At 56.1% G+C, this 20,220-nt stretch carries 23 protein-coding genes; 21 read left to right on the top strand and 2 right to left on the bottom strand.

Annotated features, from left to right (window positions below; genetic code table 11):
• Positions 1 to 509: 509 nt before the first annotated feature.
• From FEAC_RS03700 to FEAC_RS03660, 9 genes are all read left to right on the top strand, one after another.
• A complete protein-coding gene (locus tag FEAC_RS03700) occupies positions 510 to 1,064 on the top strand; it encodes a cysteine hydrolase family protein (protein ID WP_035391511.1) in 555 nt (184 codons plus the stop codon).
• Between the two features lie 1,309 nt (positions 1,065 to 2,373).
• The gene (locus FEAC_RS03690) at positions 2,374 to 3,150 is read left to right on the top strand and encodes a hypothetical protein (protein WP_152623068.1); all 777 of its coding nucleotides are present in this window, start codon (positions 2,374 to 2,376) and stop codon (positions 3,148 to 3,150) included.
• Entirely contained in the window at positions 3,143 to 4,138 is a 996-nt protein-coding gene (locus tag FEAC_RS03685; RefSeq protein WP_035391499.1) for a BREX system ATP-binding domain-containing protein, read from the top strand. The genes FEAC_RS03690 and FEAC_RS03685 overlap by 8 nt, the downstream gene beginning before the upstream one ends.
• Positions 4,135 to 5,418 (top strand): BREX system ATP-binding domain-containing protein, encoded by a 1,284-nt coding sequence (locus FEAC_RS03680; protein ID WP_035391497.1) that lies wholly within the window; start codon positions 4,135 to 4,137, stop codon positions 5,416 to 5,418. Before FEAC_RS03685 ends, FEAC_RS03680 begins: the two co-directional genes overlap by 4 nt.
• Before the next feature lie 10 nt (positions 5,419 to 5,428).
• Positions 5,429 to 6,979 carry a DEAD/DEAH box helicase gene (locus tag FEAC_RS03675; RefSeq protein WP_035391495.1) on the top strand — a complete coding sequence of 517 codons (1,551 nt, stop codon included), beginning with the start codon at positions 5,429 to 5,431 and terminating at the stop codon, positions 6,977 to 6,979.
• 70 nt (positions 6,980 to 7,049) lie between these two features.
• Positions 7,050 to 8,147: an RNA-guided endonuclease InsQ/TnpB family protein gene (locus FEAC_RS14510; protein WP_201773831.1), complete on the top strand. Its 1,098-nt coding sequence runs from the start codon at positions 7,050 to 7,052 to the stop codon at positions 8,145 to 8,147.
• Positions 8,063 to 8,260 carry a zinc ribbon domain-containing protein gene (locus FEAC_RS16290; protein ID WP_201773830.1) on the top strand — a complete coding sequence of 66 codons (198 nt, stop codon included), beginning with the start codon at positions 8,063 to 8,065 and terminating at the stop codon, positions 8,258 to 8,260. The genes FEAC_RS14510 and FEAC_RS16290 overlap by 85 nt, the downstream gene beginning before the upstream one ends.
• A 160-nt stretch (positions 8,261 to 8,420) precedes the next feature.
• Positions 8,421 to 8,798, top strand: a complete 378-nt coding sequence (locus FEAC_RS03665; RefSeq protein ID WP_152623067.1) for a hypothetical protein — start codon at positions 8,421 to 8,423, stop codon at positions 8,796 to 8,798.
• Positions 8,791 to 9,330 carry a DUF6036 family nucleotidyltransferase gene (locus FEAC_RS03660; RefSeq protein ID WP_035391493.1) on the top strand — a complete coding sequence of 180 codons (540 nt, stop codon included), beginning with the start codon at positions 8,791 to 8,793 and terminating at the stop codon, positions 9,328 to 9,330. Before FEAC_RS03665 ends, FEAC_RS03660 begins: the two co-directional genes overlap by 8 nt.
• A 140-nt stretch (positions 9,331 to 9,470) precedes the next feature.
• Here the strand turns inward: FEAC_RS03660 and FEAC_RS03655 are convergent, their stop codons facing one another.
• Positions 9,471 to 9,770 (bottom strand): hypothetical protein, encoded by a 300-nt coding sequence (locus tag FEAC_RS03655; RefSeq protein ID WP_152623066.1) that lies wholly within the window; start codon positions 9,768 to 9,770, stop codon positions 9,471 to 9,473.
• A gap of 556 nt (positions 9,771 to 10,326) precedes the next feature.
• Here FEAC_RS03655 and ftsY point away from each other — a divergent pair.
• The 12 genes from ftsY (at position 10,327) to FEAC_RS03595 (ending at position 18,955) form a co-directional block, all read left to right on the top strand.
• The gene (gene ftsY, locus FEAC_RS03650) at positions 10,327 to 11,526 is read left to right on the top strand and encodes a signal recognition particle-docking protein FtsY (RefSeq protein WP_035391489.1); all 1,200 of its coding nucleotides are present in this window, start codon (positions 10,327 to 10,329) and stop codon (positions 11,524 to 11,526) included.
• A complete protein-coding gene (ffh, locus tag FEAC_RS03645; RefSeq protein WP_035391487.1) occupies positions 11,519 to 12,853 on the top strand; it encodes a signal recognition particle protein in 1,335 nt (444 codons plus the stop codon). The genes ftsY and ffh overlap by 8 nt, the downstream gene beginning before the upstream one ends.
• Positions 12,854 to 12,925: 72 nt before the next feature.
• The gene (rpsP, locus tag FEAC_RS03640; protein ID WP_035391484.1) at positions 12,926 to 13,177 is read left to right on the top strand and encodes a 30S ribosomal protein S16; all 252 of its coding nucleotides are present in this window, start codon (positions 12,926 to 12,928) and stop codon (positions 13,175 to 13,177) included.
• Positions 13,174 to 13,644, top strand: a complete 471-nt coding sequence (locus FEAC_RS03635) for a KH domain-containing protein (RefSeq protein WP_052565467.1) — start codon at positions 13,174 to 13,176, stop codon at positions 13,642 to 13,644. The genes rpsP and FEAC_RS03635 overlap by 4 nt, the downstream gene beginning before the upstream one ends.
• Complete coding sequence (locus tag FEAC_RS03630; protein ID WP_052565465.1) at positions 13,601 to 14,095, top strand: ribosome maturation factor RimM; 495 nt, start codon at positions 13,601 to 13,603, stop codon at positions 14,093 to 14,095. Before FEAC_RS03635 ends, FEAC_RS03630 begins: the two co-directional genes overlap by 44 nt.
• A gap of 2 nt (positions 14,096 to 14,097) precedes the next feature.
• On the top strand, positions 14,098 to 14,862 hold the full coding sequence (gene trmD / locus FEAC_RS03625; RefSeq protein WP_035391504.1) for a tRNA (guanosine(37)-N1)-methyltransferase TrmD: 765 nt from the start codon (positions 14,098 to 14,100) through the stop codon (positions 14,860 to 14,862).
• On the top strand, positions 14,859 to 15,200 hold the full coding sequence (gene rplS, locus FEAC_RS03620) for a 50S ribosomal protein L19 (protein ID WP_035391480.1): 342 nt from the start codon (positions 14,859 to 14,861) through the stop codon (positions 15,198 to 15,200). Before trmD ends, rplS begins: the two co-directional genes overlap by 4 nt.
• Before the next feature lie 34 nt (positions 15,201 to 15,234).
• On the top strand, positions 15,235 to 15,528 hold the full coding sequence (locus FEAC_RS03615; RefSeq protein WP_035391478.1) for a DUF2469 family protein: 294 nt from the start codon (positions 15,235 to 15,237) through the stop codon (positions 15,526 to 15,528).
• A gap of 21 nt (positions 15,529 to 15,549) precedes the next feature.
• Entirely contained in the window at positions 15,550 to 16,635 is a 1,086-nt protein-coding gene (locus FEAC_RS03610) for a trans-sulfuration enzyme family protein (RefSeq protein ID WP_035391477.1), read from the top strand.
• 1,074 nt (positions 16,636 to 17,709) lie between these two features.
• Positions 17,710 to 17,940 (top strand): hypothetical protein, encoded by a 231-nt coding sequence (locus FEAC_RS03605; RefSeq protein WP_035391475.1) that lies wholly within the window; start codon positions 17,710 to 17,712, stop codon positions 17,938 to 17,940.
• Complete coding sequence (locus tag FEAC_RS03600; RefSeq protein WP_035391473.1) at positions 17,937 to 18,332, top strand: TA system VapC family ribonuclease toxin; 396 nt, start codon at positions 17,937 to 17,939, stop codon at positions 18,330 to 18,332. The genes FEAC_RS03605 and FEAC_RS03600 overlap by 4 nt, the downstream gene beginning before the upstream one ends.
• A 143-nt stretch (positions 18,333 to 18,475) precedes the next feature.
• Positions 18,476 to 18,955: a hypothetical protein gene (locus FEAC_RS03595; protein ID WP_152623065.1), complete on the top strand. Its 480-nt coding sequence runs from the start codon at positions 18,476 to 18,478 to the stop codon at positions 18,953 to 18,955.
• Between the two features lie 4 nt (positions 18,956 to 18,959).
• Here FEAC_RS03595 and tnpC read toward each other — a convergent pair.
• Positions 18,960 to 20,220, bottom strand: a 1,261-nt coding sequence (gene tnpC / locus FEAC_RS03590; RefSeq protein WP_052565457.1) for an IS66 family transposase, incomplete at its 5' end; no start/stop codon positions are given.

The following is a 20,220-nucleotide window of genomic DNA, read 5'->3' as shown; positions in this document are numbered from 1 at the left end:
CGAACCGTGGGTGTCAAAAAACCTGAGCACGCGCCGAACCTTGATGCGCGAGAACTGGGAGATCTCATGTTTGCCCGTCCAGCTGATCACCAAGTGGGCAGCCCAGGAAAGGCTATGGCTGCAACCACGAGGTGAACGGAGATGGGCACACTACTGCTGCCTCTAATCTAAGTACGTTTCAGACTAGTTGACTGTAATATCTATGCGATGAGGTTAGTTCCCATTGGAGTGGCAGCACAGGAACTCTAAGGTTCATCCCATGACGCTACGAAGATGGGAAACAGAAGGACGTATCGTGAGTAGTTTCACAACCTACCTGTTGGGTAGCTCATGAATATCCTCGACTAGCTGGCCTCTTAATTTTAACACACCAGCTTTGATGGGCAGCGGAGGGGAGTACGTCGGGGTATCGCAGATCTCGTATTTTGGTGGATCCAGCTGGGGTGTCAAGGGGCGTCGATTCACTGGGTAAAGTAGCTTGAGTGAACGTGCAGACCGAGCCCAAGTTGATGCGAAGTGCGACCGCATTGCTGGTCATCGATGTACAGCGGGGCTTTGATGCGATTGAGGACAGCGGAGTAGGTCGCAACAACCCAGATGCTATCGACAAGATAGCTGGCTTGCTGGCCCTGTTTCGAGCGGAAGGCGCCGCTATTTTCCACATTCGGCACGCAGGTACCGATGCCAGCTCCTATTTCCGACCGGAAGGGATTGGATTCTCTCCAAAGGAGGAGGCAAAGGAAAGAGTTGGTGAGCCGGTCCTGGTAAAACGGGTCAACAGTGCCTTCATCGGTACCGATCTTGAGACTCGATTACGTGAAGTAGGAATCAATACTCTTGTGATATGTGGCGCCACTACTAATCATTGCGTTGAGACGACTACACGCATGGCGGGCAACCTCGGTTTTGACCCGTGGCTTGTGCGTGATGCCACTTGGACCTTTGACCGTACGGGTCCAGATGGTGATCGACACTTAGCAGAAGATATTCACGCGATGAGCCTGACTAACCTGAGTGGTGAGTTCGCCAGGATCGTGAGAACATCCGATGTTCGGTTGTATTGAGATTCATGTGGATGAACTCGCCCTGCCATAGGGTGATTTTGAATCATTTGACCCCGAGGGCTCGGATCACCTCCGCGATGGGCTCGCAGATGAAAGCTACCCAATGGAGGTGGAAGAATAGTTTGGCGGATCTCACCGCTACTGCTGCATTCTGTTCTACGCTGCTGAAATCTGGGTCGCTCTATCATCTCCTCCAAGAGCACCTCGTGACTTCTCCTACCCCAGGGAGATCTTTGCTGGGTCTTAGGCGATAAGCGGTAATCAGCGACGAGAATCGAGCGAGAATCGGTAAGCCGACTATCTTGCAGCGGCGCTCAGCAAGGGAGAATGATCAATTCGCTGGGCACAAGATTCAAAACCTATCGATGGGTGGGAGGAGACACAAGCTCATCAGAGATATTCGATTCCGCAAGAGGTCTCGCCTGCGAAAGGAGAACTCCATGGATTGAAGGAGCTGACGCTAGCTTGGAGCGGAGTGACCAGCCTGGGTTTTCAACCATCAGGAGCGCTCGGATACTGGAGTTCGCAAAGTTCGTCATCCGAGCCGTAATTTGGTTTTTGGGGCCGTTCATCGATTCCGTCGGCCGATTCGTCACGAATGCGGTAAGTCCTGTTGTCTCTATTGGGCCAGGATCTCATCGTGCCAGGATCTCATCGTGCCAGGCACGCAGTCGTCTCCTGAGTAGCTCGATCTCTGCTGGTCGCTCCTTGTCGGCGAAGTCACCGATGTTAGTATCGAGGTGATCTTTGGCGAGTTCTTGGTAACCATAGGGATAGAAGGCGCTTCAGCGACTCCTTCGCCCACCAGGAAGCAGTCACATCATTGTTTGATTTTCCTGAATCTGAACAGGTGACCCAGTCTCTTGTCGGCACTTTCGCCTGAGTCTCTCGCTTGCCATGGTTGGTAGTCGTCTCATGCGATTGAAACTACCCATTAGTCGGGACGCAATACTCGTGCACACTTGGACGAATTGTCAAGTGGTAGACATTGAAGCGTCCCGGGGTCTCCGCAAAACCCAGGAAGCTTCACGCCTTTGCTTACGAGGACTACTTGGTGCCGAGGCTGCGCACAATCTGCCATGGCTTACGAAAGCTCTCCAATGCAGGAGTGAATGCAGGCTTGGTGATAGCCTAGAGCGCAGCGAATGGGTCCGACTGGGATCATTGACTAAGGTGGCAGCTAGCGATGGGTGTGCGGATCCGAAAGAGGGATCAGCTGACCATCTGACAGGGTTGGTCGTGGGTACCACCCAGTTGGTCTCTGGCGGAGCTATGGAGAAGGGCGGAAAGCGTGATTGAAGCAGAGCAGATGGAAACTGGCTATGAAAGTCAACTTGACCACCTCGATCGCGAGATCGCGACCATGGTAAAGGAGACCCAGACAGCTTTGGCTGCGGCTCGGAAGGCTCAACGAGCGAGTGCAAGTGGCAACCAGGGCGAACTTATCGCGGCGATCACTGCTGTTCATGAACGACTGACTGACCTCCAACGCATGACCAGTGAGCTGCTAAAGAGCGCCGATTACGATCTTTCATCGTGGATGGAGTCTGGCGGTTATCAACGGGAGCTCATGGAGTTGGCCGCTGCTGCCCATCTCCCGATGGTCGAGTCCGATTCGAGACTCTTGTGCTACCCTTCGGTACTCCAAATACTCCCAGGGGATCTGGCGATCACCATCGATCGCAAGCGGGTACGCGAGGTTCGCCCCAGCCGAGTCGTCGCACAGCTGCGCGCCAATAGTCAGCGGCGTTCGCGTTTCCGACCAGAGCCTTTCCTCGAGGCACTCGCCTCGGTATACGATTTGTGGATAGCCCATCGGGGAGGGCGCCCGGGTTCTCATGTCAAACTGATCCACCTGTACTCAATCCTCACGCTGCTCAATGGTTCGCGTGCCTACTCGAAACAAGAGTTTGCGCGTGATGTCTACCTCCTCGATCAGAGTGGTTGCATCGAGACAAAAGATGGTCGAATTCTACGCTTTGCCGCAAGTGCGTCGACCCGTAGTGGTGGTCTGTTGGAGACGGTAGCAAAGGGTGGCCAGGTCAAGATCTATTCGACGATTGCATTCGAGGACGCCAATGATTGATACTGATCGCTACTGCGATTTTCTTCAGACTCATTACTTCCGGAGCTACATCCCTGAGGGTGGCGCCACCGTCAAGTTCTGCATCGGTGAACCGACGAGCCTCGGTCGGATCGAGGCGTCTCTGGGGGAGATGGCACGACAGGCTGGCATGGTGAGCGTCACTATCGATGCAGCGAAAACCAAAGTACAGATGATAGACCAGCTCTTCTCTGCGATCGCCCGCACCCTTGACTGGGATCAGCTCGCTAGGACGACGGTGAATCGGGTCTGCCACTCGTTGGGATATGGCGTACCCGCCGAGAACCAACGTATCTCTCTCGCAGAGCTCGCCCAGCACTATGGGTATGATGCTCGCGAACTGCTCCGCGATGTCAACCGTGGTTTTCAGTCAGATATCTTCAAGGACTATGCGATGGTGCAGGAGTTCCGGATTGCCATGATCCGTCTGTGCCAGTTTGAGTTCAAGACTGGACAGGTAACCGACGCTGAGGCAGATGCGATAAGGGCGTGGCTCCAAGGCGAACTGAGCCAGATCTCACTGTTGCGTAATACGCGAATCTTTCGCCGCATCACCCGAGCGAATGCTCGATCTATGTTGTTCTCGTTGGTTCAGTGGTTGATCAAGAATGGTTACTCTGGGCTGTTGCTCACCCTCGATCTCCAGCAGTTCTTCCTGCCGCGGTTCCGTGACGCGACTGATCTATCGCTCAGGTATACGAAGGCCGCGATCGTCGACGCTTACGAATCCTTGCGTCAACTCATCGACAACACCGATGAGTTTGGGCACATGGCGACGATCGTCTGTCTGCCGCCGGAGTTCGTCAGTGATCGCACGCGCGGCTTGGATCTCTACCAGGCCCTCAAGCTCAGAATCTACGATGAGATCCGAGATGAGACTCGTGACAATCCATTCGGTGCATTGATTCGACTGGGAGAAGCTCACGAGGAGTTTTCGACTTTCTCAATAGTAAACGGAGATGTGTCATGACGCTTCTGGATCCAGGTGATGTACAACGGAGGACTGTGACAGCGCTGCGTGCGTTGGAGGCGCTGCGCGCAGGAGTGCCGAATCGAGAGAGCGTGCTCCATCTGGGCACGATGCAGGCACAGGTGGTAGACAAGTACCTAGCAAATCTGGAGTTGACAGCTCGGCGGGCGAACTGGGAGCCGACGGATCGCGCCTCGGCGGGCCTGCTCATCTCGGGTGGCTTTGGCAGTGGCAAGAGCCACCTCCTGGAGTACCTAGCCCAGCGAGCCCTTCAGCAGAACTTTGTTGTGTCACGAGTCGTCATCTCTAAGGAGACGCCCCTCTACAACCTCGCAGCTGTCTATCGGGCTGCGATAAATGATGCGCGCGTACCCGGCAGACCGGGGTCGGCGATCACCGAGATTGCTACTGGACTCCAAACAGACTCGCTCCGCTTTGCCCAGCTATACCGATGGCTGGCGACGGACGGGAGCTTTGTTGATCATCGCTTGACGTCGACTCTGCGAATGTTTGAGCAGTTTGCAGGTGGTGATGAGGAGTTCGTCGATAAGATTCTCCAGTTCTGGGCTGGCGATCAATTCGCTGTCGCAGAGATCCGTCGACGACTGCGTGAAGCCGGTTGGTTGAGCGAGTACAACATCCGCTCGACGCGAGAAGATGTTCTATGTCGAGATCGATTGTCATTCGTCTCGCGACTCATCGGGGCGGCAGGCTACTCGGGTTGGGTCATTCTTCTCGATGAGGTGGAGTTGATCGGAAGGTACTCTCTACTCCAACGTGGTCGAGCGTATGCAGAGCTCGCTCAATGGTTGCAGGGGGCGAGCCACGATCCTCAGGCTCCCGTAACCACCGTGCTCACAACCGTAGACGACTTCGAGAGCGAGGTCTTGGTTGCGCGGAATGATCTGGAGAAAATTCCGGTGCGCCTGGCGGCAATGGCACAGGGTTCGCCCCAACTCCTCGAGTTGGCAAAACGAGGCATGGAACTCCTGCGTGATCATCAGATACGGCTGGAACCCCCGACGAATGAAGAGCTTGATGTCACCTACCGTGCGATCAAAGCATTGCACGGGGAGGCGCTCCAATGGGATCCACCCGATGTGCACGGTATCGAACGTCTCCCATCCAACAGGATGCGTCAGTATGTGCGATCTTGGATCAACGAGTGGGATCTGATCTATCTCGATCCAAGCTATACCCCTTTCACGCTGTCAACGGACGTAAAGGTTGATCTTCGTGAGTCGATTCAAGCGGAGGACGAACCCACCTCGCCTTGGTGAGTGAGATCGCATGCTCTCGGATGTCGTCGCACTGATCCTGGCTAGCGAGGGATGCTGTACCATCGATGAACTTGGTGAGGCGCTCTCTAGATCACTCGTGTCAGCGCAACCCACGCACGATGCGCTCCTCGCGGTGCTTGGGGATGAGGATCTGTTTGAACCCTGCGCAGTTGGCTCAGAGGCGTGGTCACTTACTGGCCATTGTCCGCATCGCTCCCATGCGATACCAGCAGACGCATCGCTCGACCTCGAGGGATTCCCCTCGATGTTCGGTTGGCAGCGTGAAGCGTTGGAGGCATGGCACGCGGCTGGTTCGCGTGGTCTGATCGAAGCCGTCACCGGAGCGGGGAAGAGTTTGGTGGCGCTGCACGCGATCCGAGAGATCGTCGCTCAAGGTGGGCGCGCCCTCGTCGTCGTTCCAACCATTGAACTTGAGGGACAATGGCTGTTCCAACTCCAGGCGGCTTTTGCAGGGCAACATGTCGTTGCGGCCCTACGTGATCGGACTCGACGGATCTATAGCGAACCGGAGATCGTGGTTTCCGTGATGAACTCTGCCAGAGACGCAAACTTTGCCGTTCGTCATGGAGCGGACCTCTTGGTTGTAGATGAGGTTCACCGCTGTGCAACGCCTGCCAATATTCGGATTCTCGATGAACGCTTTGGCTATCGTCTCGGGATAAGCGCCACCATCGCACGACCCGACAGTGGGCATCTTCGCTACTTGGTTCCTTACTTTGGCCCAGTGATCTACCGCTACTCTCACGATATGGCTGTCCGTGATGAGGTTGTCGCTCCCTTTCGCCTCTCCCTCGTGCCGGTCACCATGTCCGATGATGAGCGCACGATCTATGATGATATCAGTGGGGTGATCGGAGGCTTGATTCGAGCGTTCATGGCCCAGTTTGGTCGTCCGATCCCACGGGATGATTTTCTACCCATACTCATCAAGGCCACCGGTGGCGCTTATAGTACCAGGTCGCCTGGGATCGAAGACACCGCTCTGAAGTTACAACAAACACTGTTTCAACGGAGGAGCTTTCTCGATGGACTATCCTCCAAGTTTGCAGTTCTAGGGCAGCTCGCGACCCTGATTCATGAGGCCCGGCGTTGCCTTGTCTTCAGCCAGAGCATCGCTTCGGCCGAGATGGCAGCAAGCACACTTCTCCAACATAGGGTGAGGGCTGCATTCTTACACTCAGGAGTTGGTAACGTGCTCCGACGCGAGCAGCTGGAGCGGTTTGGACGCGGTGAAGTCGAGGCATTGGTGGCGCCTCGCTTGCTCGACGAAGGAATCGACATCCCTGAGGTAGGTTTGGCGATCATCGCGACCGCATCGGGTTCAGAGCGTCAGCTCATCCAGCGGCTTGGTCGGATCCTTCGGCGAAAACCTGACGGTGGTGTTGCGCAACTGGTGGTGCTGTTTGCGCGCGGTACTGTAGAGGATCCCGCATGTGGTGCTCTCGGACAACTGCTCCCACGGTTGATGGCGGCCGCAAAGAGTGTCGACGTTATCACTCCTTGGACATTGACCAAGCATGATCGCAAACCCCGTCTCTAAGGGCGGGATCGAGCGACCTCGATTACATCCCAAAGTCAAGTCTGTTAGACCCTCGACCAACACTATAAGCATGAGCATTCGTGAGCGACTATACCCAAGAGAACAGGAATTGCCTGTTCTTGCGCGTCACTGCTCAGATGCTCGCTCTGTATGGAATATCGCTCTCGAACAGCGCAACTCATGGAGACGCGAACGGTCACAAAAGATTACCTATCACACCCAAGCTCACGAACTAGCCGAAGCTCGTAAAGAGACATGGCTTAAGGAAGGTTCCGCCGCAGTTCAGCAGCAAGCTCTTCGGGACCTAAACCAGGCGTTTCAAAACTGGTGGAAGAGACCAGACCACTTTGGACGTCCGACTTGGCGCAAGGCTGGTGTAAACGAAGGTTTTGCTGTACGAGATCTGTCTGTTAGGCGTATTAATCGTAAATGGGGTCAGGTATTCGTTCCTAAGTGCGGGTGGGTCAAATTCCGCGTCACTCGCGAATGGAGCGACATCGAAACTGCATCATCTGCCCGCGTCACCTCAGATCGTTCTGGTAGATGGTTTGTTAGTTTCACACGTCTAGCTCCACAGATGGAGCGCCAATCAACAGGGTCCGTCGTCGGTATAGATATGGGCATCGCGATTACGGTTGCTACATCGGAAGGCAAATCCCTGAAAGCACCGAAGTTGCTGACTAAAGGACAGCGCCAACGCAGGAGGCGCTTACAGAGAAAACTCGCCAGACAAGTCAAAGGCTCCAACCGCTACAAGGCAACCAAGCTAGCCATAGCTAAGCTCGCAGCCAAAGAAGTAGACCGACGTAAGGACTGGATCGAAAAGACCACAACCGATCTGGTGCGCGACTACGACTTAATCTCACTAGAGGCACTAAAGATCAAAAACATGACCAAGTCAGCCAAAGGAACGAAAGACAAGCCTGGCAAGAACGTTAAGGCAAAGTCCGGACTTAACAGGTCAATTCTTGAACAGGGCTGGGGCTTGTTCCGCCAACGGCTTACTGACAAAGCTATCAATGCCATAACACCAGTAGAAATCATCGCTATCAACCCCGCATACACGAGCCTACGTTGTTCTAAGTGTGGTCACACAGAACAGAAGAACCGCAAGAACCAAGCATCTTCTGTTGCCAAGCGTGTGGCTACACCGATAACGCAGACGTGAATGCAGCTAAGAATATCATTGCCGCAAGGCTTGCGGTCACAGGACGTGGAGGGACATCGCACGCGAACAAGCACAGCGACCCAGTAAAGCGTCAACCAGCCGAAACTGCGTGAGCAGCCTAAGAACCCCCGTCCGTAGGGCGGGGAGGATTTCACGGCGTTCACTGCGCACATGTGCTTATGGAGGTGTGTACTTCGCCCAAGTTTTGGGCTCGTCGTCGGAACAGGTGAGGATTACGGTATGGCCATCCCTGGTAAACTGGGGGGGGTGACAATGGATGACCTTGCAGGTGCCATCGTAGTGGCGTTGGATCGGTACGGCTGGCCTGAAGCTGTCCGTGGTGTCAAGCAGTTCTGTATCGACTTTGAGGATGCAAACGATCACGTCAGGCATGAAATGCTCTACATCGAGCCGCGCAGCACCGGGAGTAGGGCGTTCGATGCGATGCTTGCTGGACTTGCCGAGCACCTTGCCTTCCATCACGGAATGAAAGTCCCACACTGGGCTCTTAACCCCGAGCGATCTGTAGACGACAAGTGGTGGTTCGCGACCGATACGCCGAGTCTGAGACCACTCTGCTTTGTCGATACGCCGGCAGCATTTGCCTGTCGAGGTGTATTCCTCCCACGTTCGGCATTGGCCCATGTCTGAAGATATCTATTTCGATCGGGAACAAGTTGTAGAACTGCTCAACGAATTGTCGGTTGCGCTCGAAGCACGGAACACGAAAGCGGAGATATTCTTGGTGGGAGGCTCCGCCATGAGCTTGTGTTATTCACCGCGACGACTGACACGCGATCTTGATGCGGTCTTCGAGCCAAAGACAATTGTCTACCAAATTGCGAGAGAGATCGCCGACACTCGTGGAATCCCGGAGTCGTGGCTCAATGATGGTGTCAAGGGGTTTCTTCCTGGTGATGACCCTGAAGCTAATGTTTTCTTTGAGAGTGAATGGTTAACCGTTCGAGTCGCGTCTCCGCGATACCTATTCTTGCTCAAGGCATTCGCCAGCCGGATCGGAGGCGATGAAGATGATCTAAAGGCCCTCTGGCCTCTTACTGGATTCAACAACGTTGCAGAGGCTATGACAGCGCTAGAAGAGGCATACCCGCACGTCCAACTACCTCCGCGCTCTAAATTCTTACTTTTCGAGTTGTTCAGCCCTCCTGTGCCTCCGCGTTAGCTGCGACGTTGCCACCCGTAAGGCTTGTCGTCACTGTCGCCGCAATACCTTTGTGACATCCTCCCCGCCATTACGGACGGGGAGGATGTCATGCGGAACCTAGTCTGTCCAACTAAACCGTTAAGATATCGTGGGCGTGGTCAATATCCATGCCTCTCGTCCACGACAGCGTGTCTCTTGTATCGAAAATGGTATCCGTTGTGTAAGTGGCGAAGCCTCCTCCAAAGGAGACCGAAAAGTAGCGACGATCCAACGGCGGTAATTCCAAGAGCACCTAGGACCCACCACCCCAAGCCAACCAAGAATCTCAGCTCCTGTGAAACCGATCGTAGCAGGAACGGCGAATAGGTGAATATCGTAGCCGTTACAGCAAACAAGTAGGATGACTGAGCTGCTGCGTTGGTGGCATCTTCTTGAGCTATTGCTACATAGTCAGCCATCTCTCCGCTCAGTTGATGATCGATGGTCGCCGGCCTGGAAGGAATCGAGACAGTGGAGGAGGCATGCTTGGCGGTGGGCAATCTTTTCTTCAGTATCGGACCGTTCGTTTAAGCTCCACTGATGATCGGTGTCCGTTCTGTTCACGGCTGAACGTGGATGGATCCTGACGTTGGTGCAACTCCCGGAACACATATGTACTAGCCCTGTCAGCGGAGCTGCACTCCAAGGCCCTGTCAGCGGAGTTGCAGCTCTAGGGAAGAGTAGTACAGGCGTCAGGAATGATCTTGTGTCGCCTCACGGGGTCATTGCTCCGAGAAGAAAATGGATCTCGTACCCGCTTTGGTTGCGGAATCGAGGAGACCCTAGGTGATTGACGATCCCCTCGGCGATCCCAGCTATCCGAATCCGCTTGCCTCCAGGGAGGAGCTCCGAAATTACTCTCAAGGCCCTGTTCTCTGTAGATCAGGAGTCTCCGCGAAAGTCGGGGCGGTTCGTGGTGTTGAAATCGGGGGCTTGTGGCCAAGAAGGGAGATTCAGACTCTACGATGAGTGGCAATGGAATCATTGCTTATAGTTGTTGTCCTCTTTGTCATTCTTGGTTTTGGGCTGGCGCTCGTACGCACCCGTGCTGGCGCGAATCGACAGCGAATTGACAAGGGTAAAACGAGCGCGATTGATGGTAATAGCGCTCCTGAGGTAGAGGAACGACCCTCCGATCAGCACAGCTCAACGGCTGTTACCGACTCACTAGCGCCCGAGGCCCCAGCCGATGAGGATCGACTCGCCGAAGAGGAGGAGGATGCTCGCGAGACTCCTGATCGCGTCCCCACTGCACCTACGCAACCCGTCTCGATGACATCCTCTCTAACCCGTTCGCGTGGTCCGTTCGCCACTCTGTTCTCGCGTCTACGTTCGAGCGATGCCGGTATCGAAGCTGGCGAGTGGACTCGCCTCGAGGAGACGTTGATACTCTCTGACATGGGTCCTGGCCTGGCGGCTGAACTCGTGACCGATCTTAAGGGTAAGCTCGGCAAAAGTCCGACAGCGCTCGCGCTGCGGCAGGAGTTAACGGAGTTGTTGGAGTCCAAGTTTTTACAGGAATCTAGGGAGCTTCAGTTCTCTGTTACTACAAAGCCAAGTGTGATCTTGGTAGTCGGCGTGAATGGTACTGGCAAGACGACCACCATAGGCAAGGTCGCGAGCCTGCTCACATCCTCAGGGCGTTCGGTGATGATCGCCGCAGGCGATACCTTCCGAGCGGCGGCCACCGAGCAGGTGGGAGTCTGGGCGTCGCTGACCGGGGTCGAGGTAGTGTCGGGCCAGTCCGGCGCCGATCCGGCCTCGGTGATCTTCGATGCTATCGAGCATGCTCGAGCTGTCGGGAGTGACGTGGTTCTATGTGACACCGCCGGTCGTCTACAGACCAAGACCAACCTGATGGAGGAGTTGAAGAAGATCCGTAGGGTTGCGGCAAAGTCTTCTGGGGAGGTCACCGAGGTGCTACTGGTGATAGACGCGACTACCGGACAGAATGGACTACGCCAGGCTGAAGTATTCCATGGTGCAGCCGAGGTGACCGGCATAGTGCTGACCAAGCTTGACGGGAGTGCCAAGGGTGGGGTAGCACTCGCTATCGAGTCCCAGTTTGGTATCCCGATTAAGCTGGTGGGGCTTGGAGAGGGGCTCTTGGATCTGGCCCCGTTCGATCCGCAGGCCTTTGTTGGGGCACTGATAGGAGAAGAGTCGGATGTTTGAGACACTTGGAGAACGCCTCGAAGGCGCGCTGTCGCGGATACGCGGCAAGACTCGGCTTACCCAGGCTGATGTTGACGAAGCTCTAGCCGAGATTCGGCGTGCCCTACTCGAGGCTGACGTCAATATCGGTGTCGTTAACCTGATCAGCGAACGGGTTGGGGTCGCGGCCGTCGGTGCTATGGCCTCACCTTCTTTGACCCCTGGACAACAGGTGGTCAAGGCGGTTCATAATGAACTCATCGATGTGTTGGGACAGGATACCTACCGTATCCGGTTCGCCTCCACTCCACCGACGATCTTGCTGTTGGCAGGTCTTCAAGGTTCGGGTAAGACGACGGCGGCGGCCAAACTCGCTCTGCTGCTTCGGCGCCAAGGCCGGTCCCCGTACCTGATCGCCGCTGACCTTGCACGTCCAGGTGCAGTGCGTCAGCTTGAGATCCTCGGCGAACAGGCGGGTGTACCTGTCTTTAGTGAACCGACTACTCCGGTCGAGGTAGCAACCAAGGGCGTCGCCGAGGCAAGACGGCTCGCTAGAGATGTGGTGATCATCGATACCGCTGGCCGGCTGGCTATTGATGATGCGCTCATGAATGAGGTCAGTGAGATCCAAAAGGCTACGCAGGCGCACCTCCGGTTCCTGGTCGTGGATGCGATGATTGGCCAAGATGCTGTTGTGACCGCCCGCGCCTTTGATGAACGTCTTGAGCTCTCTGCGGTTATCCTCACCAAGCTCGATGGCGATGCCCGTGGTGGTGCCGCGCTATCGGTGAAGGAGGTGGTAGGCAAGCCGATCGCCTTCGCCTCCGTTGGCGAGAAGCTTGAGGATTTTGAACCCTTCTATCCCGATCGGATGGCATCGCGGATACTCGGGATGGGGGATGTCTTAAGCCTTATCGAGCGGGCCCAAGACACCATGGATGAGGATGTCGCCAAGAAGGGTGCAGATCGCCTTCGAACTGGGCATTTCGATCTCGAGGATTTTCTCGAGCAGCTTCGACAGGTTCGCAAGATGGGGCCTTTAAAGGGTGTCTTGTCGATGTTGCCTGGGGTTCCAAAGGAGCTCAAGAACCAAGATATCGATGAGGGTGAGATAAGTCGGATCGAGGCGATCGTCTCCTCGATGACCAAGGCGGAGCGTAAAAACCCTTCTATCATCGATGTCTCCCGGCGGGCGCGGATCGCATCTGGATCAGGCACCACCCAGTTACAGGTCAATACGTTGCTCAAGCAGTTCCGCGATATGAATAAGATGATGCGTCAGATGGGAGTTGGTCCGCCATCGGCGACGCGTAGTCGCGCGAAGAGCAAGCGTAAGAAGCGCAGGTAGGCGCTCGTGAGCGCCTACACTTTAGAGGTTGATCGTTTACAACGTTAACTAAGTTTGTTGAGGAGAAGTTCTGTGGCAGTCAAGTTGCGCCTAGCTCGCACCGGTAAGAAGAAGCAACCGCATTATCGCATCGTTGTCGCTGATTCCAGAGTCGCTCGCGATGGTCGGTTTCTCGAGATTATCGGTTGGTACTCTCCGCGAAACGAGCCGTCCAAGTTCCACGTCGATGTCGACGCCGCCAAGCGCTGGATCGATAAGGGTGCAACCGCTACCGAGCGGGTCTCAAAGCTTCTAGAGCTGGCAGGTAAAGAGGGTGAGCAGTGAGTGAGTACGAAGAGACATCTGATGAGAACCAGGTCAGCGACGGAGTAGAGTCCGACGCAGACGACGCTGAAGTGAACGCTCCGGAGGTTGACGAGTCCACTGGATCGGTCAGCCAGTCCGGTGAGCACATTAGCTCGTTGGTTGGCTATCTTTCGCGCTCGCTCGTACGTGGTGGCAAGGACCAGATCACGGTTCGTCACGCCACCGGAGCTCATGACGGTGAGATCAAGGTAACCGTTACCGTCCCACAAGGTGAGCTCGGCAAGGTTATTGGCCGCGGCGGAAGAACGGCTACTGCGATTCGCACCATCGTTGGAGCTGCTGCTCAACGTTCTGGTTTGAGTGCGCAGGTTGAATTCTCCGATGGTCGCCCTGGCGGCGGGCGTGGACGCCCATCGCGCGGCGGCAATGGTGGTGGTAGGCGTGGTGGACCACGACGAGACGACCGACCACGTCGGCAAGGTTGAGGTAGCTCAGCTCGGACGAAGCCATGGATTGGCCGGCGAGCTCTACCTACGACCATTAAGTGATGTCCCTGATCGGGTTCGACCAGGGCTTACGCTCACTACAAAACTCGGCCAGCAGGTGACTGTAGCAGGGCTGCGTCCAATCGGAGATCGATTGTTGGTCAGGCTTGAGGGCGTCTACTCAATGGAAGACGCGAAGCGCTTCTCAGGGATGACGCTATATGCAGAGCCACTAGATGAACCCCCTGTCACCCTGGTGGGCCAGCTCATCGGGAAGTTGCTCGTCGATCAACACTCGGTCGATCATGGACGGGTAGTGGCGGTTCAGGCGAACCCTGCGAGCGAACTGATGGTACTCGAGAACGAGGCGCTTGTTCCCACACTCTTTATCGTCGAGGTTCTCGATGATCGCGTAGTGATCGACGCCCCCGAAGGATTGTTCGAACTATGACACTGCGGGTGACCGTAATGACCATCTTCCCACAGATGATTGAGCAGTATCTGACCTCGTCGTTGCTCGCTCGTGCTAGAGAGCGCGAGTTGTTGACTGTCGACGTTGTGGATCTGCGCGCTTATACCGATGATCCCAGGCGCTCTATTGATGACGCTCCCTATGGCGGCGGTCCAGGGATGTTGATGATGCCAGAGCCGGTACTGCGCGTGCTGGCGGAGGAGCCCAGGATCGTACAACCGGTAATCGGGCTTTCCCCGATTGGATCGACGTTTAGCCAAGCCGACGCAGAGGAGTTGAGCACCTTAGAGGGGTTCACATTGATCTGTGGACGCTACGAGGGTTTCGATGCTCGCATCGAACAACGCTGTGATCGTCTGCTTTCGATCGGTGATTTTGTCCTCGCCGGCGGTGAGTTGGCAGCTCTAGTCGTCGTCGAGGCGACGGCACGGTTGCTCGCTGGGGTACTTGGTAATGAGGAGAGTCCGAGAGAGGAGTCCTTCGCCTCCGATCGACTGCTTGAGTATCCTCAATACACCCGTCCGCGAGTGATTGATGGCCGCGAGGTTCCCCAGGTGCTTCTTTCGGGGGACCATGCGGAGATCGCACGTTGGCGACACTCGCAACGACTGGTGCGTACGCTGGAGCTACGCCCAGACCTGATTCAGGCTCGTGGTGGGATCTCGGCCGAAGAGGTCGAGCTACTTCATCGCTACGGGTATGATGAACTGTTGCAAACTATTGACAAGGAGCGTTTCGAGCGATGAAGCCGACCGACATGCTAGACCAGGAGTCCTTGAAGACGGACATCCCTGACTTCGCCCCAGGCGATACCCTCAAGATCCACGTTCGTGTCGTTGAGGGCTCCAGAGAACGTATCCAGGTCTTCCAGGGTGCTGTCATTGCCAGGAACGGGTCTGGTCTCGGAGAGACCTTTACGGTTCGCAAGGTCAGCTTCAGTGTTGGTGTCGAGCGCATCTTCCCGATTCACTCCCCGATAATCGCAAAGATCGAGGTCATCACTCGCGGTGACGTACGACGTGCCAAGCTATATTACTTGCGTGATCGAATTGGTAAGAAGGCAAAGATCAAAGAGAAGCGATGACATCGAGCTCTCGCTGCCCGAGGCTTTGGTTGGCATGAGCTCCGAGGATCTCGAGCGCTTTGAGACCGAGGTAGAGCTTGCTCTCTACCAGGAATATAAGGCAGTGCTTCCCCTGTTTAAGTTCGTAGTAGAGACGGAGCGCCGTTTTTACTTGGCGAATGAAGTGCAGGTCGAGCCGAAGCAGCAAGAGGGTGTCAATTTTGTCGATGTAGTACTCGAAGACGCATGGGTATGGGATATGTATCGCCCAGTCCGATTCGTCGAGAGAGTGCGAGTCATCTCGTTCAAAGATGTCAATATCGAGGAAATTTCGAAACCCACTTCCTAGGCTCCTTAGCGATGGGGATAGATGGATATCTTTACAAAGTTGCAACTCCCAGTGGTGGAGGATCGTTTGCACGGTCCGAATCCGGCGGTTTCGCTCAATGCTACCTACTATGAGGGGCAGCGTGTCGTCTATGGTAGGTATTCCAACTCCACATGGGAGGCGCTCGAGACGCTGATCGGCGAACTCGAGGGTGGCACCGCGGTGTCGTTCGCCTCTGGCCAGGCGGCTATGTTTGCCTCATCGCTGTTGACCGCTGGTAGGTTGGTGATCTCGGAGGACACCTACGTGGGTTCTCGGGATCTGGCCGACTTTATGGTCAAGAACCATCTTGCGCAGTGCAGCTACGTAACAGAAGCCTTGTTGCATACGCCGACGGAGATCACCGGACTCGAAGAGGGCGATGTTCTCATGCTTGAATCACCGTCTAACCCTCTCCTCGTCACCTACGACATCGCTGGGATCGCCCAAGCCTGCCATGATCACGGTGCGCTGCTCGCGGTGGACAACACCGTCGCTACCCCAATCCTGCAGAATCCGTTGAGCCTCGGGGCTGATATCGTCGTACATTCGGCGACCAAGTTTATCTCCGGCCATTCGGATGTCCTCGCTGGGTTGGTGGTGGTCGCGGATGAGGCCCTCGCCGAACGACTCTTCGAGGTTCGCGCAGTGGTAGGGTCGGTGATGGGCCCGGTTGAGGCCTACCTGTGTTACCGCGGTGCAAAGACACTTGGAGTACGTGTAAAGCACGCATCCGATTCGGCGTCTGAGCTTGCGGGCTCGCTCGTGACTCGATTGGGCCAAGACGCCGTCCGTTATCCAGGCTTTGATGGGCTTCTTGTAGGACCTGGCCGCCAGCAGAGCGCTGGTGGAGCGCTGTTGTCGCTCATTCTCGATTCGGCTGAGCGAGCTGATCGATTCGTGAGCGAGCTACGCGTATTCCATCATGCAACCTCGCTAGGAGGAGTGGAGAGCCTTGCCGAGCGGCGTTCGAAGTACAGTGGCGAGGAGCGGCTCCCGAGTGGACTCGTTCGGCTTAGCGTAGGGCTTGAGTCGACCGCCGACCTTTGGGCCGATATCGAATACGCACTAGCTGCTGTCGGCGTCTAGCATCCGCATGGGGTGGGCCCAACAGCGGCCCGAACCGATTGTTCGCAATTGATGGTCGGGGCAGTAGTATTTCCCGCTTCTTGTGGACAGGCTCGAAATTGTTGCAGAGCGATCAGTATCGGGAGGATCGAAGCAGTAGTTGAATAACTCAACCCAGTAGTTTGTGGTTGGGACAATCACTGCTGTCAGGGTAACTCCCCCAAGGAGTTCGGTGCGCTCGATTCTCGCGTACTCGCTTGGATAGTGGGTCGCTTGGGAAGTTGACGCCAATCACGGGGAAGACTGGCCCGGGTCGGTGGGCTGAAAGACTCTACCACAAACGCCTGGTCGGGGTCTCAACTGCGATTGGACGAGGCAGAACTAGTGACCTACCATAGCCGTCAGCGGGTGTGGGCCCACATCTACTTTGGATACGCGCGCTCATCGAGACTCACCGCGATGAGGCAGCAGCTTTTGCGGGTTTGGTGTCTCAGTCCCCTCAGGACATGCTCCGCCCGCGAGCATGTCGTATACATCGAACTCGCCATTGAGTAGATACTCCTCGTTGACGCCGGCTCATGACGACGTGGAATCGGCGAAACAAATACCACACCCTCGTGTAGCGCACCCCGATCTTTGGGGCTAACTCCACTCCGCGGATCTCCTTCTTGGACTCGGTGTCGTGGTGGATTGCCATGAACCATGTACGTATGCTCAGCCTGATTGTGGTGCATTGCTGTGCCTGTAAGCCAACGACGTTATGTGACTGAATGAGGCGTGCATGAGTTGCTTGGTTGGTCGGGTGTAGTAAGCGCTACCTGCACATCTTTAGTTAGACGAAGCCATTGGGCCACCGATTGTCAAAGAGTGCCTCTCTGCATTGGTCTCCGGTACCAGAACGACCGGCGAAGTCCTGTACATTCGACCATGAGGCCCACCAATTCTACTCATTCCCTCATGATGGGGCGTGACTACGATACCAGCGGGTTGCCGTCGGCATACCCTAGATGTACAGATTGATTTTCACTCAGCGGGTCGAGCACTCCGTGGAACAACGTCGGTCAGCATCATGGGTGATGCTGTTATGATGTAGTCATGAGAACTACGGTTGATTTGCCACCTGCCGTTCATCGGCGCGCTCGAGAGCTCGCCTTGGAGCGTCATCAGTCCCTTTCGACCGTGGTGGCGGACCTGACGGTGCGCGGTCTTGCGGCGCTCGGTGAGTCTCTGGAGATAACCACCGATCCGACGAGCGGCTTTCCGGTGATCACGCTTGGTCGGCAAATCACTGCTGCGGAGGTGGCTAACGCGCTGGACGACGAATGAGCGTCACCTATCTGCTGGATGCCAACGCGCTGATCGCTCTCGTGATCTCCGATCACGAGCACCACGACACAGCGGTGCGATGGGCAGCCGAAGTCGATGCGATTGCGCTTTGTCCGATCGTGGAGGGCGCCCTTGTCCGATTCCTTGTCCGGGTGGGCGAGAGTTACACCACCGCGGTGGGAGCCTTATCAGTCCTCTACGGTTCACCGCGATGCGCTTTTTGGCCGGATTCAATCTCGTACACGGCAGCGGACCTCCGACATGTCGTTGGCCATAGGCAGGTCACCGACGCCTACCTCGCGGCACTTGCCACTAGTCGGGGTTGTCTGCTCGCAACCTTCGATCAGGCTCTCGCTGAAGTGCTTCCCAACGAGACCGAGCTGATTCAGTAACACTTACGTATCTATGACGTAAAGAGATTGTCACGTCTCGATCATCTTGGTCATTCTCTGGTGAGATGAGCGTTATCCTTGTCGGATTGTAACCATTCAGGTCCCTCAACCACTTAGCAGCTGGTGATGGTACCATGATGGCAATGAGCAAGACGAAGAGGCCAGAGGCTAGCGGCACGGTTATGCTTCGGTGTGCTCACCACGCCCTGATGCTGCCTCCACCCGAAGAGGCGTTGGCTGAGTCACCGACCTGGCTGCGCGGGAGAGGACCCGTCTATTTCGCAGACGGTCCGGTCACTTTGGTCATGGCGCTCGAGGAGGAGGCATCGACCTCGCACCCTTCGATGATCGAAGCCCACGCTGAGGTGCTGCTTATCTGGGCCAAACTGGCCAATGATTTGCTGGGGACCACCCCTCTCGAGGCACCCGAGCGCAAAAGGATGGGTTTTAACGTCCTCGTCTTTTGTACGGAGCTCGCATCCGCGCTACATTCTGAACGCTTCGGGCCGAAGATCTCATTCGATCGACGCAATAGGGCCCTCGAAGTGGTCGCCCAGGCCACCTTGCAGATCGGGGCATGCCTAGTTGCCACGGTGCGCGACTATCAGGCATCGCTCTCGTAGACGTTCACGGACCGGGAAGCGTCGGCATCCAACAGTGTCCCCCAAAGAGCTGGGTTAGGACCTCCGTTGCGTTGTGGCCCTGCTTTCTCGCAGTGGAGAGGTAAGAGCGTACTCGAACCCAAGCTTGAGCCCCTTCCTCGGATCGCCAACCACCTGAGATCTTGTTCTGTAACTTGAGCATACGAACGTCACGCTCACTCAAGTTATTGTCGAAGTCCACTGCGAAGTTGGTCCCAAAACGCAGAACCTCACTGCGGTAGCGATCGAGGCGCTCGAGCAGGTTGGCAGCCTTGGACTTGGCTCTGCGTCCCCTCTTGCCCGACACTCGCTCGGGCAAAGGGTTAGCGGCGAAGCCCGCAGCGACGATGCGGTCATAGCGGGCCAGGTAGCGCCCGAGGAGACGGGGATCGAGGGCGACCTTGCCCTTGTCAGAGGCCCGACCCACCGCTGCTTTGATCTCGAGGAGCAACCCTGCCATCTCGCTTGCCCACCCCTGACCCATCTGGCTAGACACGTACTCGAGCTCTCGAAGGTGATGAGCATTGCAGAGAGCGTGCGTTGCATCTTCGTAGCGTAGGTAGGGCTTCCAACCATCGTGTTGAGCGACACCGGTGAACCCTGGTAGCACATCCATCGCGTCCATCGCTAAGATGCCTCGTCTCGGGTGCACGAAGTACAAGGTGAGCGACTCGCTAGAGGCACCATGTACCCACCAGAGCTTGCCCCTTACTCGAGCGCCCGTCTCGTCGAAATGCACGACCTTGGCTCGACTGAGTCCCTCTCGCAGCGTCTCTATGAATGGTTCCACTCTCTTGGAGGCTTCAGCGACCATAGCACAGATAGCTCCGGTCGACACCGGTGTTGCGAGCATGTCCCTGAGCACCTCTGCTGTGCGAGCATAGGGTAAGTGTTGGCCGATCACCAGTGACACTGCGAGCGCTCGTACCCGAGGTCCATAACAGGTAGGCGCCTTAGCCTCTGGGGGAAAGCTAGCGACGCTCAAGGTTCCACACCTACAGCGACGCCTTTGTACCCGGTGCTCGATCACCTCAGGTGCCATAGGAGGCAGGTCAAAGACCTGGCGGGCCTCAGTGTCGATGATGTCTGCGTCCCTGAGATCGCGTCCACAGCTCTTACAGTTCGAGGGTGCATGATAGAGCACCTTGTCTGGGTGTGCGACCGGTAAAAGACGTGCTCCCTTTGCTCCTGGCTGCTTGCCAGGGTGGCGCCCAGATGCACGCCGTAGCGAGCGCGGAGCTGGTTTT

The organism is Ferrimicrobium acidiphilum DSM 19497 (assembly GCF_000949255.1).
GTDB lineage: Bacteria > Actinomycetota > Acidimicrobiia > Acidimicrobiales > Acidimicrobiaceae > Ferrimicrobium > Ferrimicrobium acidiphilum.
The sequence above is the reverse complement of the archived record's forward strand: the minus strand, read 5'-3'. Positions and strand labels throughout refer to the sequence as shown.

Bases quoted from the DNA above. Each gene is read 5' to 3' on its own strand.
- FEAC_RS03680 (WP_035391497.1), top strand. From the start codon at position 4,135: ATGACGCTTCTGGATCCAGGTGATGTACAACGGAGGACTGTGACAGCG.
- FEAC_RS03660 (WP_035391493.1), top strand. From the start codon at position 8,791: ATGTCTGAAGATATCTATTTCGATCGGGAACAAGTTGTAGAACTGCTC.
- FEAC_RS03675 (WP_035391495.1), top strand. From the start codon at position 5,429: ATGCTCTCGGATGTCGTCGCACTGATCCTGGCTAGCGAGGGATGCTGT.
- FEAC_RS14510 (WP_201773831.1), top strand. From the start codon at position 7,050: ATGAGCATTCGTGAGCGACTATACCCAAGAGAACAGGAATTGCCTGTT.
- FEAC_RS03700 (WP_035391511.1), top strand. From the start codon at position 510: ATGCGAAGTGCGACCGCATTGCTGGTCATCGATGTACAGCGGGGCTTT.
- ffh (WP_035391487.1), top strand. From the start codon at position 11,519: ATGTTTGAGACACTTGGAGAACGCCTCGAAGGCGCGCTGTCGCGGATA.
- FEAC_RS03595 (WP_152623065.1), top strand. From the start codon at position 18,476: ATGAGCAAGACGAAGAGGCCAGAGGCTAGCGGCACGGTTATGCTTCGG.
- FEAC_RS03690 (WP_152623068.1), top strand. From the start codon at position 2,374: ATGGAAACTGGCTATGAAAGTCAACTTGACCACCTCGATCGCGAGATC.
- rplS (WP_035391480.1), top strand. From the start codon at position 14,859: ATGAAGCCGACCGACATGCTAGACCAGGAGTCCTTGAAGACGGACATC.
- FEAC_RS03615 (WP_035391478.1), top strand. From the start codon at position 15,235: ATGAGCTCCGAGGATCTCGAGCGCTTTGAGACCGAGGTAGAGCTTGCT.
- FEAC_RS03685 (WP_035391499.1), top strand. From the start codon at position 3,143: ATGATTGATACTGATCGCTACTGCGATTTTCTTCAGACTCATTACTTC.
- FEAC_RS03610 (WP_035391477.1), top strand. From the start codon at position 15,550: ATGGATATCTTTACAAAGTTGCAACTCCCAGTGGTGGAGGATCGTTTG.
- FEAC_RS03605 (WP_035391475.1), top strand. From the start codon at position 17,710: ATGAGAACTACGGTTGATTTGCCACCTGCCGTTCATCGGCGCGCTCGA.
- ftsY (WP_035391489.1), top strand. From the start codon at position 10,327: ATGGAATCATTGCTTATAGTTGTTGTCCTCTTTGTCATTCTTGGTTTT.
- FEAC_RS03665 (WP_152623067.1), top strand. From the start codon at position 8,421: ATGGATGACCTTGCAGGTGCCATCGTAGTGGCGTTGGATCGGTACGGC.
- FEAC_RS03655 (WP_152623066.1), bottom strand. From the start codon at position 9,770: ATGGCTGACTATGTAGCAATAGCTCAAGAAGATGCCACCAACGCAGCA.
- FEAC_RS03600 (WP_035391473.1), top strand. From the start codon at position 17,937: ATGAGCGTCACCTATCTGCTGGATGCCAACGCGCTGATCGCTCTCGTG.